The organism is Pelagibacterium lacus (assembly GCF_003345525.1).
Taxonomy (GTDB): Bacteria; Pseudomonadota; Alphaproteobacteria; order Rhizobiales; family Devosiaceae; genus Pelagibacterium; species Pelagibacterium lacus.
Map to the genome: position 1 here is coordinate 240,026 of NZ_QQNH01000001.1, position 15,206 is coordinate 255,231.

15 protein-coding genes are annotated in these 15,206 nt (G+C 65.7%); 13 read left to right on the forward strand and 2 right to left on the reverse strand.

Translation table 11 applies throughout. The annotated features are described in order from the left end of the window. Positions 1-27: 27 nt before the first annotated feature. The gene (locus DVH29_RS01205) at positions 28-840 is read left to right on the forward strand and encodes a uracil-DNA glycosylase (protein WP_114644314.1); all 813 of its coding nucleotides are present in this window, start codon (positions 28-30) and stop codon (positions 838-840) included. A 6-nt stretch (positions 841-846) separates the two neighbouring features. On the opposite strand, the gene DVH29_RS01210 is transcribed toward DVH29_RS01205, so the two are convergent. Beyond that, positions 847-1,758 carry a DMT family transporter gene (locus DVH29_RS01210; protein ID WP_114644315.1) on the reverse strand — a complete coding sequence of 304 codons (912 nt, stop codon included), beginning with the start codon at positions 1,756-1,758 and terminating at the stop codon, positions 847-849. A gap of 303 nt (positions 1,759-2,061) precedes the next feature. On the opposite strand from DVH29_RS01210, the gene DVH29_RS01215 reads away from it, so the two are divergent. The 5 genes from DVH29_RS01215 to DVH29_RS01235 all read left to right on the forward strand — a co-directional run bounded on the left by DVH29_RS01215 (position 2,062) and on the right by DVH29_RS01235 (position 7,070). Further along, positions 2,062-3,369 (forward strand): MFS transporter, encoded by a 1,308-nt coding sequence (locus tag DVH29_RS01215; RefSeq protein WP_114644316.1) that lies wholly within the window; start codon positions 2,062-2,064, stop codon positions 3,367-3,369. Further along, positions 3,356-3,892: a molybdenum cofactor biosynthesis protein B gene (gene moaB, locus DVH29_RS01220; protein ID WP_114644317.1), complete on the forward strand. Its 537-nt coding sequence runs from the start codon at positions 3,356-3,358 to the stop codon at positions 3,890-3,892. The genes DVH29_RS01215 and moaB overlap by 14 nt, the downstream gene beginning before the upstream one ends. Positions 3,893-4,069: 177 nt before the next feature. Beyond that, positions 4,070-5,155: a PA0069 family radical SAM protein gene (locus DVH29_RS01225; protein WP_245944851.1), complete on the forward strand. Its 1,086-nt coding sequence runs from the start codon at positions 4,070-4,072 to the stop codon at positions 5,153-5,155. A gap of 46 nt (positions 5,156-5,201) precedes the next feature. After that, a complete protein-coding gene (gene rnhB / locus DVH29_RS01230) occupies positions 5,202-5,849 on the forward strand; it encodes a ribonuclease HII (RefSeq protein WP_114644319.1) in 648 nt (215 codons plus the stop codon). 84 nt (positions 5,850-5,933) lie between these two features. Further along, entirely contained in the window at positions 5,934-7,070 is a 1,137-nt protein-coding gene (locus DVH29_RS01235) for a site-specific DNA-methyltransferase (protein ID WP_114644320.1), read from the forward strand. Between the two features lie 167 nt (positions 7,071-7,237). On the opposite strand, the gene DVH29_RS01240 is transcribed toward DVH29_RS01235, so the two are convergent. Further along, entirely contained in the window at positions 7,238-8,305 is a 1,068-nt protein-coding gene (locus tag DVH29_RS01240) for an A/G-specific adenine glycosylase (RefSeq protein ID WP_114644321.1), read from the reverse strand. 38 nt (positions 8,306-8,343) lie between these two features. Between DVH29_RS01240 and DVH29_RS01245 the strand changes: the two genes are divergently transcribed. The 7 genes from DVH29_RS01245 (at position 8,344) to DVH29_RS01275 (ending at position 15,190) form a co-directional block, all read left to right on the forward strand. Continuing rightward, positions 8,344-8,841, forward strand: coding sequence for a DUF721 domain-containing protein (locus tag DVH29_RS01245; protein WP_114644322.1), 498 nt, complete (start codon positions 8,344-8,346; stop codon positions 8,839-8,841). A 114-nt stretch (positions 8,842-8,955) separates the two neighbouring features. Then, on the forward strand, positions 8,956-9,669 hold the full coding sequence (locus DVH29_RS01250; RefSeq protein ID WP_114644323.1) for a DsbA family protein: 714 nt from the start codon (positions 8,956-8,958) through the stop codon (positions 9,667-9,669). A 24-nt stretch (positions 9,670-9,693) separates the two neighbouring features. Beyond that, positions 9,694-13,155 (forward strand): chromosome segregation protein SMC, encoded by a 3,462-nt coding sequence (gene smc, locus DVH29_RS01255; RefSeq protein WP_114644324.1) that lies wholly within the window; start codon positions 9,694-9,696, stop codon positions 13,153-13,155. Next, positions 13,155-13,529, forward strand: coding sequence for a DoxX family protein (locus DVH29_RS01260; RefSeq protein WP_114644325.1), 375 nt, complete (start codon positions 13,155-13,157; stop codon positions 13,527-13,529). Before smc ends, DVH29_RS01260 begins: the two co-directional genes overlap by 1 nt. Before the next feature lie 216 nt (positions 13,530-13,745). After that, positions 13,746-14,117 (forward strand): AtpZ/AtpI family protein, encoded by a 372-nt coding sequence (locus DVH29_RS16550; RefSeq protein WP_245944839.1) that lies wholly within the window; start codon positions 13,746-13,748, stop codon positions 14,115-14,117. 25 nt (positions 14,118-14,142) lie between these two features. Continuing rightward, positions 14,143-14,916 (forward strand): F0F1 ATP synthase subunit A, encoded by a 774-nt coding sequence (locus tag DVH29_RS01270; protein ID WP_114644326.1) that lies wholly within the window; start codon positions 14,143-14,145, stop codon positions 14,914-14,916. 46 nt (positions 14,917-14,962) lie between these two features. Continuing rightward, positions 14,963-15,190, forward strand: a complete 228-nt coding sequence (locus DVH29_RS01275; RefSeq protein WP_014129708.1) for a F0F1 ATP synthase subunit C — start codon at positions 14,963-14,965, stop codon at positions 15,188-15,190. Positions 15,191-15,206: the final 16 nt, after the last annotated feature.

Sequence of the window (15,206 nt, forward strand, 5' to 3'; positions counted from 1 at the left end):
TCGGGGTGTGCCATAACAAGGACCGCAATGGCAAATCGACAGCTAAATCGAAACGAGATGCTGGCCGTGCTCGACTGGTATGTCGCGGCAGGGGTCGATATCGCCGTGGGCGAAGAGCCGATCGACCGCTTCGCGCAGTCGGCGACGCTGGCTGCGCCGATGCCGCGCCGGCCCCTGCCCGTCACGCCGCCGCAGGGCCAGCCGGCCCAGCCCATGGCTGCAACGGCAACGGCGCCGACCGATACCGATCCGGAAGCGGCGCGGGAGCTGGCGGCCGGCGCGACCTCGCTCGACGCGCTGCGCGCAATGCTGGAACGGTTCGACGGGTGCGGGCTCAAGCTGCGCGCCACCAATCTGGTCTTTGCCGATGGCAATCCGGAGGCGGAGATCATGCTGGTGGGGGAAGCGCCGGGGCGCGAGGAGGACTTGCAAGGCAAGCCCTTTGTCGGCCGCTCGGGCCAATTGCTCGACCGGATGCTCAAGGCGATCGGGCTGGACCGGACCAAGGTCTATATCGCCAATACGGTGCCCTGGCGCCCGCCGGGCAACCGCACCCCCTCCCCCGCCGAAGTGGCGGTCTGCCTGCCGTTTCTCTATCGGCAGATCGAGCTGGTGGCGCCCAAGGTGCTGGTCGCGCTGGGCGGGGCCTCGGCCTCGACGCTGTTCGAGACCGATACGGGGATCACCCGGCTGCGCGGGCAATGGCGGGAGCTGACGGTGGGCAATCACACCATGCGCGCCGTGGCGACGCTGCATCCGGCCTATCTGCTGCGCCAGCCGGCGGCGAAAAAGCTCGCCTGGCAGGACCTGCTCGCCATCCAGGCGGCGCTCAGGGGGTGAGTGTGGTCAGGCCGGGCTCGACACCTCGCGCGCCTTGGCGCGATCGAGCCCCAGCCGATGCTCACGATAGATGATGAATATGCCCGCCGCGGTGACGATGGTGCCGCCGATCAGCATTTCGAGCGTCGGGATTTCGTGGAACACCAGAAAGCCGACCGCGATGGACAGGATCATCGAGGAATATTCGAAGGGGGCGACGGTGGTCAGCTCGGCGTGGCGGTAGCTCTCGGTGAGGAGGATCTGGGCAACGCCCCCGGCAATGCCGGCCATGGCGAGGATGAGCGCGTCCCCGAGCGAGAGCGGCGCCCAGCCGAAGGGCAGGCTGGCCAGGCCGATCACCGTGCTGACCAGCGAGAAATAGATGACGATGGTCGAGCTGCGCTCGGTCTTGACCAGATTGCGCACGGTGAGCATCGCCGTGGCCGAGACCATGCAGGCGGCGAAGGCGGCCAGGGCGCCGACGGTCTGCGGGCCCATGGCCTCGGCGCCGCTCGTAAAGAAGGTGAGGCGCGGCCACATGATGATGATGACCCCGATCAGCCCCACCACCACCGCGCTCCAGCGGAAGAAACGGATCTTTTCGCGCAGGAAGACGGCCGAGAAGATGACGATGAACAGGGGCGTCGCGTAGTTGATCGTCGTCGCTTCGGGAAGCGGCAGGCGGGTGAGCCCGAAAAAGATCATGATCATGCCCGTGGTTCCGAGGCAGCCGCGGAAGATATGGGCGCCGAGCCGCTGGGTCTTGAACCCGGTGATGAGTTCGCCCCTGAAGCTCAGGAAGATCAGCACCGGCACGAGCGCGAAGGCCGAGCGGTAGAAGATCAACTGGCCCACCGGCACGCCCTCCGCCCCCTTGATGATGGCGCTCATGGCGACGAAGACGAAAACCGAGGCGATCTTGAGCACGATCCCGGTCATGACATTGGTCCGCCGGAAATAGGGGAGCTGGGAGGACGCCGGAGAGAACTTTGTGTCGGACACGGGGGAGAGACTTCCGGAGAACGGCGGACGAACGCTGTCCGCTTGGCGGGGCTGACCTCTATGGCTAGACCGGAACGGGGAGCCTGACAAGCCGGCCCGCCGCAATTGCGCCATGGGGAGAAACCAAAAACGATTCGATCCGTTTGCGCGGTAGGCAGGGCGTTACGAAGTCGTTAGTCTCGTGCGCTATCAAGGATGTCGATCGCGTCCGCAATCAAGAGAACCAGCCAAGGTCCCGGCATGTCGCAAGTCGTGAAAATCTTCGCCCTGCTGTTCAGTTCGGCCCTCTTGATGGTGGCGGGCGGCATGCACGGGCTGATCCTGCCCGTGCGCGGCTCGGAAGAAGGGTTTTCGCTGCTCAGCCTGGGCCTGATCGGCACCGGCTGGTCGATCGGGTTCATTTCCGGCTCGATCCTCGTGCCGCATCTGGTGCGCCAGGTCGGCCATATCCGCGCCTATGCGGTGATGGCGGCGGTGGCCTGCATGACCATCCTGTTCAACCTCATCTTCATCCACGACGCGGCCTGGGTGTTCCTGCGGGTGTTCTCGGGCTTCTGCTTTGCCGGCGCGGCCATGGTGGTCGAGAGCTGGCTCAACGAGGTGTCCGACAATGAAAGCCGGGGCACCACGTTCTCGATCTATGTGTCGGTGACGCTGTTCGCCTCGACCGCCGGGCAGCTGATCATCGCGGCGACCGGGGTGGCGGGCTATCTTCCCTTCGTCCTCGCCGCCATCGCCTATATCGGCGCGGTGCTGCCCACTGCCGTCACCCGCACGCCGCAACCCGCCCCGCTGCAAAAGGTCTCGCTCGATATCGGGCTCTTGTACCGCACCTCGCCCATCGCGGTGGTCGCGGCCTTTTCGGTCGGCATGGCCAATGGCGCCTTCGGCACGCTGGCGCCGGTCTATGGCATAGAGCGCGGGTTCTCGACGGCGACGGTCGCCTATCTCATGAGCCTTGCCATCGTTGCGGGCGCCATCGCGCAAATCCCGCTGGGGCGGCTGTCGGACCGCATCGACCGGCGCAAGGTGATGATGGGCGTGGCGCTGGTGGGGGCGGTGGCGGGGCTCCTCACCATTCTCTTCAACCCCGGCGAAAACGCCCTGCTCTACGTGTTCTTCGCCGCCTATGGGCTGGCCGCCTATTCGCTCTATGCCATAGCGGTGGCGCATGCCAACGACTTCGCGGCGGACGGCAATTTCGCCAAGGTGGCCTCGGGGATGCTGCTGGTGCTGGGATCGGGGCAGATGCTGGGCCCCATCGTCGGGTCGATGACCATGCAATGGTTCGGGCCAGTGGCGATCTTCATGGTGCCGGTGGTGTTCCATACGGCGCTGGCCGGCATGGCCTTCCTGCGCATGCGCGCCCGCCAGGCCACCCCGGTGGAGGAACGCGCGCCGTTCCGCTCCATGCCATCCGAGCCCATGACCGCCGAAACGCTCAACCTCGACCCGCGCCTCGACGAATCCGATATCGAACTGCCCGACCAGCCATCCCAATCGCAGGCGGACCAGCCGCCGGAGGACGACAAGAATGTTCCCCTATAAGATCGACGAATCCCATCCTTTCGTTCCGGTCACCTTCGCCATTCTCGCCGTGTCCGATACGCGGAGCCTCGAGGAGGACACCTCCGGTGCGCTGCTCAAGGAGATGATCGAGGGGGCGGGGCACCGGGTCTATGATCGCGCCGTGGTCAAGGACGACCGGGACGCGATCGCCGGCCAGGTGAGGGCCTGGGTCGAGGAAGAGGGAATCGACGTGGTGCTTACCACGGGAGGCACCGGATTTTCCGGCCGCGACGTGACCCCCGAGGCGATCGAGCCGATGTTCGACAAGCGGATGGACGGGTTCTCGGTGCTGTTCCACCAGTATTCGGCGACGACGATCGGAACGTCCTCGATCCAGTCGCGGGCCACGGCGGGGCTGATCGGGACCACTTTCGTCTTCTGCCTGCCCGGCTCGCGGGGGGCCTGCCGGGACGCCTGGGAAGCCATCCTCAAATACCAGTTCGACAGCCGGCACGTGCCCTGCAACTTCATCGAAGTGATGCCGCGGCTGACCGAGCGATAGGCCACAAGTCCTAATTGTTCTTGTTATGTTCCATTCGTTCCGCTAGTGTCAACGGAACGGATGGGCCGCGATTCGGCTTGTCCCGGGTAACCGGAATGCAAGGAGCCGGACATGGCGCAATTGGCGATTGGGACGAAGGGCGGCGAAGCGCGGCAGCGCCTGTTCGGCACGCGCGACATGGATCTTCTGAGCCGGCCGATCCTCGAATCGCCCAGGCTGCGCGGGCGCGGGGCGGCCAGCAATGAAAGCGGACGGTTCGAGGCGCACAGGCGCGAGATGTTCGCCGATGGCTGGGAGCCGGAGCCCGATGACGGGTTCGAAACCCGCGAGCATGTGGAACGGGCCAAGTCGATCATCACGCGCAATGTGTCGCCCGATATCGGATTCGACCGCTCGATCAACCCCTATCGCGGCTGCGAGCACGGGTGCTCGTATTGCTTCGCGCGCCCGACCCATGCCTATCTCGGCCATTCGGCGGGGATCGATTTCGAGCGCGACATCTATATCAAGGTCAATGCCGCCGAATTGCTGCGGGCCGAGTTGGCCAACCCGCGCTATCGCCCCAAGCCGATCGCCATCGGCACCAATACCGACCCCTATCAGCCGCTGGAGCGCAAATACAAGGTGATGCGCGCAGTGCTCAAGGTGCTGCTCGACACCAGGCACCCGGTGACCATCGTCACCAAATCGGCGCTGATCGTGCGCGACCTCGACATCCTCACCAAGATGAGCAAGCTCGGGCTGGTTTCGGTGGGGATTTCGGTGACCTCGATGGATCACAAGCTCTCGCGCTTCATGGAGCCGCGCGCCTCGACCCCGTCGCGGCGGCTGGAAGCGATCCGGCTGCTGTCCGAATCGGGCATTCCGACCCGGATCATGGCCGCGCCGATGATCCCGGCCGTCAACGACCACGAACTCGAACGCATTCTCGACGCCGGCAAGGCGCAGGGCGCCCGGATGGCCTCGATGATCCTGCTGCGCCTGCCGGGCGAGGTGCGCGACATCTTCCGCGAGTGGCTGCTCAAGACCTATCCCGACAAGGTACGGCACGTGATGAACCTCGTGCGCGACACGCGGGGCGGGCGCGACAACGATCCCCGCTTCGGCACGCGGTTCACCGGCGAGGGGCCCTATGCGACGCTGATGCATCAGCGGTTCGAAAAGGCGATTGCCCGGCTGGGGCTGGACGAGCAGATGGTGCCGCTGCGCACCGACCTGTTCGCGCATCCCAAACCGGACTCGCCACAATTGAGCCTGTTCTGACAATCGCGCCCTTGCCTCGCCCAAGGGGTTTGGCATTGTAGCGCCCATGGTCAAACGCGATTCGAAACCGGCTGCCGCGCCAGCCCCCCTGCCCGACCTCTTTTATGAGCAAGAGGCGGTGCGAGCCGGTGCGCGGCTGGTGGCCGGCATCGACGAAGCCGGGCGCGGGCCGCTGGCCGGGCCGGTGGTGGCCGCCGCGGTGATCCTCGATCCCCGGCGCGTGCCGGCCGGGCTCAACGATTCCAAGAAGCTCACCGAGGAGCGGCGCGAGGCCCTGTTCGCCGAGATCATGGAAACGGCGCAGGTGGGGTTCTGCGCCGCGCCGGTCGAGGTGATCGACAGGCTCAACATCCTGGGCGCCACCATGTGGGCCATGTGCAAGGCGCTCGACGCCCTGCCGCTCAGGCCCGACCTGGCGCTGATCGACGGCAACCGCATCCCGGCCGAGCTCTCCTGCCCCGGGCAGTTCGTCATCGGCGGCGACGGTAAAAGCGTCTCGATCGCGGCGGCCTCGATCGTCGCCAAGGTGGTGCGGGACCGCATGTGCCGCATCATGGATTGCGGCCATCCCCATTACAGTTTCGGCCGGCACAAGGGCTATGGCACGGCGCTGCATCTGGAGGCGCTGACCGCGCACGGCCCCTCGGACCTGCACCGGATGAGCTTTGCCCCGGTGCTGGCAGCGCGCCGGTAAGGGCCTGTTAACCGTAACGCTTAGCCGGGGTTTAACCCTAACGGGCTACAAATGCCCTGTTAGTTTTGCGTTAGGGTTATCAGTATGTTGCGTACCGGCTCTGCCGCGCGGAAGCGCGCCCCGGAGGCTTGCGAAAGCCACCTCCCCATCGACACGATCCTGGTTGGCGACTGCATCACGCATATGAACGGCCTGCCCGAGGCCTCGGTCGACCTGATCTTTGCCGACCCCCCCTACAATCTGCAGCTCGAAGAGGGCCTGACGCGCCCGGACCAGTCGCGCGTCGATGCGGTGGACGACGATTGGGACAAGTTCGAGAGCTTTGCCCATTACGACCGGTTCACGCGCGAATGGCTGGCGGCGGCGCGGCGGGTTCTCAAGCCGGACGGGGCGATCTGGGTGATCGGCTCCTATCACAACATTTTCCGCGTCGGCACCGCCTTGCAGGATCTGGGCTTCTGGATGCTCAACGACGTGGTGTGGCGCAAGGCCAACCCGATGCCCAATTTCCGCGGCACGCGGTTCACCAATGCCCATGAGACGCTGATCTGGGCCTCGCGCAGCCGAAAGAGCCGCCCGACCTTCAACTATGAAGCGCTCAAGCTGGCCAATGACGACACGCAGATGCGGTCCGACTGGCTGTTTCCCATCTGCACCGGCGGCGAACGGCTGCGGGACGCCAATGACGACAAGGTCCACCCGACCCAGAAGCCCGAGGCCCTGCTCTACCGGGTGCTGATGGCGACGACACGGCCGGGCGACGTGGTGCTCGACCCGTTCTTCGGCACGGGCACGACCGGGGCGGTGGCCAAGAAACTGGGGCGGCGCTTCATCGGCATCGAACGCGAAAACACCTATATAAATGCAGCATTGAAACGCATTGCGGCCATCAAACCGCACGATTCCCATGTGATAGAAACCAGCGTGCCCAAGCGCGCAGCCCCGCGCATTCCGTTCGGATCGCTGATCGAACAGGGGTTGATCGCACCGGGGACGAAACTTTTCGACGCCGGTCGGCGTTATAGTGCAGTGGTTCGTGTCGACGGTTCACTGGTCAGCGACGACAAGAGTGGTTCGATCCACCGGGTTGGCGCTCTCGTACAGGGCTTCGAAGCCTGCAACGGGTGGACCTTCTGGCACTATGAGGACAAGGGATCGGCCATCCCGATCGACGAATTGCGCACCAGGGTGCGCGCCAGCATGGACAAGCTCTCTGCCTGATTCCGACCTCCAATCAGTCAGGCATTCCTCGCCCCCGGTTTTCCCACCGGGGGCGCTTTTTGTTTAGAGCATTTCTGCGTTTCTTTGAAACGCCTTCATTGCTCTAAGTCTTTGTTTTATCGCGTTTCCGAACCGAATAAGTGGAATCCACTTATTCTGGAAACACTCTAGGATATCCCCGCCGCCGCGAGGACCTTGCGAAAGAGGCTGGGCAGGGCTTCGTTGTCGAGGCGCGTTTCGTCGGCCCACCAGCCCTCGTCGAGCGGATGATCGCCCCGCGCCATCCAGACCGAAAGCGCCAGGTGGAAATGAGTAAAGGTGTGGGTGACCGCGCCCACCGCCCGCCAATCGGCGGCGAAGGGAAAGGCGGGCTCCGCCTCGTCCTCCTGCCAGGGGCTGCCGGGAATTTCGGTCATTTTGGCTAAGAGGCCCTTGGGCCCCCGCTGGCGCACGAACACCTTGCCCTCGGGGTGGCGGATGATGAAGGCATGGCCGTGGCGCCGGGGCTTTTCCGCCTTGGCGGGCGGGACGGGATAGGCCAGCGGATGGCCGCTGCGCGCGCCCAGGCAATCGGGTTCGAGCGGGCAGAGGAGGCAATTGGCGCGGCGCGGCGCGCAGATGGTGGCGCCCAGATCCATCATTGCCTGGGCGAAATCGCCGGCGCGGGCCGGCACCGCCGCTTGCACGGCGGCGCGGATCAGGGGCTTTTCCTCGCGCACGGCCTTTTCCAGCGCGCGGAAACGGGCCAGAACGCGGTCCACATTGCCGTCCACCACCGCGACCTGCTCGTCATGGCAAATGGCGGCGATAGCGGCGCTGGTGTAATCGCCGATGCCGGGAAGATCGCGCAATTGCGCCGCGCTGGTGGGGAAGACCCCGTCGAAGCGCTCGACCACGGCGCGGGCGCAGGCATGCAGGTTCCGCGCCCGGGCGTAATAGCCCAGCCCGGCCCATTGGACGAGGACGTCGTCGAGGGGAGCCGCCGCCAGATCGCGGACCGTGGGCCACAGGGTGGTGAAGGCGGCGAAATATTTGCGCACGGCGGCGATGGTGGTCTGCTGCAGCATGATTTCGCTCAGCCAGACGCGATAGGGATCGGGCCGCGCCCCGCGCGCCCGATCGGCCGGCGCCACCCGCCAAGGCAGGTCGCGGGCATGCCGGTCATACCAGGCGAGGACCGCCCGGGAATCGATTGTCGGAGCAAGGGTGTGTTGCGAGGGGGCGGATTGGGCCATAATGGAGGTGGTAAGGCTCACACGATGACGGCGCAAGCATGACCAGGAAATCTCCCCCGCCGAAACGGAAGAACCGGGCGATCCAGCTCGGCGACGTGGTCGACGGCATGCTCGACCCGGTGCTGCGCCGGCGGGGCTTCGCCGGGCGGGAGATCATCGCCAACTGGCAGGTCATCGCCCCATCCCCCTGGAACGCGGCGACCATGCCCGACAAGATGGTCTGGCCGCGCAAGGGCCGGCCCGATCCCGAGGGCGCGGTGCTCTATCTGCGCTGCATCGAAAGCTACAAGGTGATGCTCGCCCATGACGCGCCGCAGATCGTGGGGGCCATCAACCGCTATTTCGGCTATCATCTGGTGCGCTCGGTGAGGCTATCGCTCAATCCGCTGTCCCTGCCCGCCGCCGCCTCAGCATCGAAGCCGGCGCCGAGCCGGGTGGCCCTGGCTCGGATCGAGAAGGAAACCGCTAGCGTTTCCAATCCGGAACTGCGCGCGGCGCTCGACAGGCTGGGGCGCGGCGTCCTGGGCAAAGGATGACGGTCCCGTCACGGACTCACCGGCATGTGAACGCCCTGCCCCCTTGCCGCCTTGAAGCTGACGTGTAGTGTGCGCGCACTTTATTGGATTTTTCGATCAGGAGTTAGAACTGTCATGCTCAACCGACGCAACCTGCTGCTCGCCGGCTCGAGTATTGGTCTTGTCTCGCTGCTTTACGGCTGCGGCGACACCTCGACCGCCAATGCCCAGAGCCCGGATGCGGCCCCGGCCGGGGATGCGCCCGCCGCCGAGGGGGATGTCGAGCTCTATGACGGTTCGGCGATCGAACCGATCAATGGCGATGCGATCAACAACCCGCCCCTGCCCGACCGTCCCATGGGCGGTGTCGATGCGACGGTCACCGTGGTCGAATATGTTTCGCCCACCTGCCCGCATTGCGCGCAGTTCCACATGACCGTCCTGCCCCAGATCAAGGAAACCTATATCGATACGGGCAAGATCCGCTTCATCGCCCGCCCGTTCCGCCGCAACGTGCTCGACCTCGCGGTGTTCATGGTCGCCGAGGCGGCCGGCGAGCAGTATAACGAGGTGCTGTCGACCTATCTCCAGACCCAGAACGTGTGGGCCGCGAGCGAAAATCCGCGCCAGGCCATCTTCGAAGTGGCCCAGCAATTCGGGTTTACACAGGAAAGGTTCGAGGACGTCTTGACCGACGAGGACTTGTTGGCTGCTATCGAAGCCACGCGCGAGCAGGCCCTGAACAGCTTCGGGCTCCAGGGGACGCCGACCTTCTATATCAATGGCCGGAGATTCGAGGGCAACTATACCTATGAAGCGTTGTCGGCCGAAATCGAGAACCAGCTCTAGCCGCTCCTGCTGCCGAGGCGCGGAATGAAGTTTTCGCGCCTCAGGCTCCTGGGCTTCAAATCCTTCTCCGATCCCGTAGAACTGGTGCTCGAACCCGGCATTACCGGAGTCGTGGGGCCGAACGGGTGCGGAAAATCCAACCTGGTCGAGGCGCTGCGCTGGGTGATGGGCGAAAGCTCGTACAAGGCCATGCGCGCCTCGGGCATGGACGATGTGATCTTTTCGGGCTCGGGCAACCGGCCGGCGCGCAATTCGGCGGAAGTGACCGTCGTCCTCGACAATGCCGACCGCACGGCGCCGCAGCAGTTCAACACCGCCGACACGCTGGAAATCTCCCGCCGCATCGAGCGCGAGCAGGGCTCGGTCTATCGCATCAACGGCCGCGAGGTGCGGGCGCGGGACGTGCAGCTCATGTTCGCCGACGCCTCGACCGGCGCGCATTCGCCCGCCCTGGTGCGCCAAGGCCAGATCGGCGAACTGATCGCCGCCAAGCCGACGCAAAGGCGGGCCCTGCTGGAAGAAGCCGCCGAGATCTCGGGGCTGCATTCGCGCCGGCACGAGGCGGAACTGCGCCTGCGGGCGGCCGAGCAGAATCTCGAACGGGTCGACGATATCATCGCCCAGGTCGAGGTGCAGCTCGAAACGCTCAAGCGCCAGGCGCGGCAGGCGACGCGCTATCGCGCCCTGTCGGGGGACATCCGCCGCGCCGAGGCGACGCTCTATCACATCCGCTGGGTAAAGGCGCGCTATGCGGAAAAGGAAACCGAGGCGCAGCAGGGCCGGCTGATCAACCAATTGGCCGAGGCCAGCCATCTCGAGCATCAGGCCAAGAAGGTGCTCGAGGCCATGGACGCCGAATTGCAGCCGCTGCGCGACGCGGATGCGGCGGCGGGCGCGGTGTTGCAGCGCCTCACCATACTGCGCGGGCAACTCGAGGAAGAATTGCGCCGGGCCAATTCGCGCCGGGCCGAGCTGGAGGACCGGCTGCGGCAGATCGATACCGATATCGGGCGCGAGACGGCGCTGATCGGCGAAAGCGAGGGGCTGATCGAGAGTCTGGTCGCCGAGCGCGAGGACTTGACTGAAGCCGCCGAAAGCGACGCGGACGCGAGCGAGGTGGCCCGCGCCCGGGCCGAGGAAGCCCGCGCGGCGCTGGACGAAGCCGAGGCGCTGGCGCGGCAGGCCGCCGAGGCCGTGGCGGCGATCCGCGCTCAGCGCAGCCAGGCGACCCGATCGGCCGAGGACGCGATGCAGCGCCTCGCCCGATTGCAGGGTCAGCTCGACGATGTGGCGCGGGATGCCGAGGCGGTGCAGGCCAGCCTCGATGCCGACCACACCGTGGCCGAGCGGCGCGCCGCGCTGGAAACAGCGCAGGAAACGGCGGCCATGGCCGAGGAACAGGTCGAGATCGCCGAGGCGGCGGTCGCCGACGCGGAAGGCGAGTTCGAAGCGGCGCAACCGCTCCTGGCCGATATGGAGGCCCGGCTCAACCGGCTGGAAAGCGAGGCCGAGACACTGGCGCGGGTGCTCAATGTGGATGGCGGATCGTTGTGGCCGGCGGTGGTCGATGCGCTGACGGTGGCGCCGGGCATGGAAACCGCTTTGGGCGCCGCGCTGGGGGACGATCTGGACGCTTCCTCGGACAGCGCCGCCCCACTCTACTGGACCCAGAGCGAGGCCCTGCCCGACGACCCCGCCCTGCCCGAGGGGGTCAAGGCGCTGTCGGCCTTCGTTTCGGGCACGCCGCTGCTGCGGCGCCGGCTCGACCAGATCGGGCTGGTCGAAGACGTGGCGGATGGGGCGCGGCTGATGGCCGGGCTGCGGCCGGGGCAGCGGCTGGTGAGCCGGGAGGGTGGGCTGTGGCGCTGGGACGGGTTCGTCGCCAAGGCCGACGCGCCCACTCCGGCGGCGCAGCGCCTCGCCCAGCGCAACCGGCTCGCCGAACTCGACAGCGCGATCAAGACCTTGCGGGTTGCGCGCGGCGAGGCGCAGGCGCGGGTCGCGGCATTGCGGGCGCGGCTGGACGCAGCTCGGCAGGCCGAAGCCCAGCAGCGGGCCGCGTGGCGGGACGCGCAAAGGACGATCGCGGCGGCCCAGGCCGGGCTCGATGCGGCGCACAAGAACCTCGCCGAGCTCAATGCGCGGCAGACGGCGCTGGAGGAAGCGCGGACCCGGCTTGAGGACAGCCTCGCCGAGGCGCAGGCGGCGGCGGAGGAGGCCCAGGCCGTGCTGAGCGAACTGGGCGAGGAAGGCGACGCGGTGCGCGAGGCCGAGACGCGGCAGCGGGCGCTGGCCGGCCTGCGCGACGCCTCCGAACAGGCGCGGGTGCGGCTGGCGGGCTATGAAAGCGCGTCGCAGATGCGGCAATCGCGGCTTTCCCGCATCGGGCAGGAACTGGAGAGCTGGCAGCGGCGGCGACAGGGAGCCGAGGGGCAGATCGAAACCCTCAGGCGGCGGCGCGGCGAGATCGAGGGGCAGATCGGCGAGCTCAACGCAACGCCTGATGCGTTCGACGTCAAGCGCGCGGCGCTGGACGACCAGTTCGAAGACGCCGAATATGCGCGCAAGCGGGCATCCGACACCCTCAGCGCAGCGCAATCGGCCTATAAGGACGCCGACCGCGCGGCGCGGCTGGCCGCCGAGGGGCTGGCCGACACGCGGGCCGAGATGGCGCGCGTGGAAGAACGGCTGAAGGCCAATGTGGCGACGCGCCAGCAGGTGGAGCGCCAGATCGTCGAGACCCTGGGCATCGCCGCGGACCGCACCGCGGAGGCGGCCGGCATCCGCCCCGAAAGCGCCCTTCCCGAGGAAGCGGCCACCGAATCGCGGGTGGAGCGGCTCAAGGCGGAGCGCGAGCGGCTGGGCGGGGTCAACCTCATGGCCGAGGAGGAAGCGGCGGAGGTGCAGGACAAGCTCGACACCATGGTCAATGACCGCGAGGACCTGATCGCGGCCATCGCCAAGTTGCGCACCGGCATTTCCAATCTCAACCGCGAGGGCCGGGCGCGGCTGATGGAGGCGTTCGAAAAGGTAAACACCCATTTCCGCGAGCTGTTCACCACGCTGTTCGGCGGCGGCACGGCGGAGCTGACCTTCGTCGAAAGCGACGATCCCCTGCAGGCCGGGCTGGAAATCATCGCCCGGCCGCCGGGCAAGAAGCCCCAGACCATGACGCTGCTCTCGGGAGGGGAACAGGCGCTGACGGCGATGAGCCTGATCTTTGCGGTGTTCCTCACCAATCCGGCGCCGATCTGCGTGCTCGACGAGGTGGACGCCCCGCTCGACGACGCCAATGTGGAGCGGTTCTGCAACCTGCTCGAATCGATGCGCCAGCGCACCGAGACGCGGTTTCTGGTCATCACCCACAATCCGATCACCATGGCGCGCATGGACCGGCTGTTCGGGGTGACCATGCCCGAGCGCGGGGTGAGCCAACTGGTCTCGGTCGACCTGCGCACGGCCGAAACCTTTCTCGAGGCGAGCTGATGATCGAGCAGATGGCCGGCCCCATGCTGATTCTGGCGCGCTTTCTCATGGGGGCGCTGTTCATCGTGGGCGGGCTGCGCCATTTTCCACAGCTCGATGCCATCACCCCCGCCCTCGCGGCGCGCGGCGTGCCCATGCCCAAGACGGTGCTGATCGTCGGCTCGACCTATCAGGTCGGATTCGGCATCCTGCTGGCGCTCGGCCTCGTGGTGCCCTATTCTGCCTTCGCCCTTATCGTCTTCACGATCGCGGCAAGCCTGATGCTGGTCAATTTCTGGGACAAGGCCGAGCCGGAGCGCTCCATGCTGCTGGGTGTCTTCCTCTCCAACATGGCGATCATCGGCGGGCTGCTGTCCCTCGCCGCCAGCGCTTGAACGCAGGCAGATTCCCCCGCCGGGCCATCATCTCGACACAATGGGCGCGTTGACGCGATGCCGCACCCTGGCAAAAAGGCAACAAGGCGTTGAAATCACATTGATTTTTGTCATCGAACCCTGCTTGACACTGATGGGTCGCATCACTATGGTGCGCGCGACTTTGAAGGCACCCACCTGCCGGGTGTCCGGCTGGGCTGGAGCGGTGGTTTTGAAGTGACCAATTCCGACGACAAACCGGCTGGAACCACGCCCCCTCGTCCGCAATCGGAGACATCCGATCTCGGAGACCGGATCAGGAAGGCACAGGAAGCGCGCGCGGCGGCCCAGGCCGACCCGCAATCTTCCCGGCAGGGCGATATGTCGACACTGGCGCGGGGCTTGCGCATCGGTGCCGAATTCGTTGCGGCGATCCTGGTCGGATCGGGTATAGGCTACCTGATCGACATGGTCGCGGGGACCACGCCCTGGGCGCTGCTCATCATGTTCATGGTGGGGTTTGCGGCTGGTATTTTGAACGTCACTCGTGTAGTGGCGGAGCTGAACGCTCAAAGGTCCTCATCCCCGGATGCGGACGAAACGGACTGAAGGACGAGATAGGGGCTTAAAGACCTTGGCGAACGATCCGATTCACCAATTTGTCATCTATGACATCTTTTCCTTCGGGACCATCGGCGGCGACGGCACCGAAGGCAGCGGCATTTCGCTCGCTTTCACCAATTCCTCCCTGTTCATGGCGCTGACCACCCTCACCATCTGCGCCTATCTGATCCTCACCACGCGCCGCCGGGGCCTGATCCCCAATCGCTGGCAGCTGACATCGGAAATGGCCTATGAATTCGTGGCCAACATGGTGCGAAGCAATGCGGGCACTGAGGGCATGAAGTTCTTCCCCCTGGTGTTCTCGCTGTTCATGTTCATCTTCATCGGGAACATGTTCGGCATGATCCCGTATTTCTATACCTTCACCAGCCAGATCATCGTGACCTTCGCGCTCGCCATGCTGGTGATGACCGTGGTGGTGGCCTATGGCTTCATCAAGAACGGGCCGAAATTCCTAAAACTCTTCGTGCCCTCGGGCGTTCCGGGCTACATCGTTCCCATCGTGACGCCGATCGAGGTGATCTCGTTCCTGTCGCGGCCGATTTCGCTCTCGGTCCGTCTGTTCGGCAACATGCTGGCCGGCCATATCACGCTCAAGGTGTTCACCGGCTTCGTGGTTTCGCTCGCCTCCTTGGGCGCGGTGGGTATCGTGGGCGCGGTGCTGCCGCTCCTCATGGGCGTGGCGATCACCGCCCTCGAATTCATGGTCTCGACAGTGCAGGCATATGTGTTTGCCGTGCTGACCTCCATGTACCTCAACGATGCGATCCACCCGTCGCATTAAACTCCAAGTAGACCCCTCAGTTCTAAGGCTTTGAAAGGATCACAAAATGGAAGCTGAAGCCGCAAAGTACATCGGTGCCGGTATCGCCTGTTTCGGTATGGCTGGCGCCGCAATTGGCGTGGCCAACATCTTCGGCAACTTCCTCTCGGGCGCCCTGCGCAACCCGTCGGCCGCCCCCAGCCAGTCGGGCAACCTGATCTTCGGTTTCGCCGTGACCGAAGCTCTGGGCATCTTCTCGTTCCTGGTTGCTCTTCTGCTCCTGTTCGCGGTCTGATCGACCTCCGCGTTCA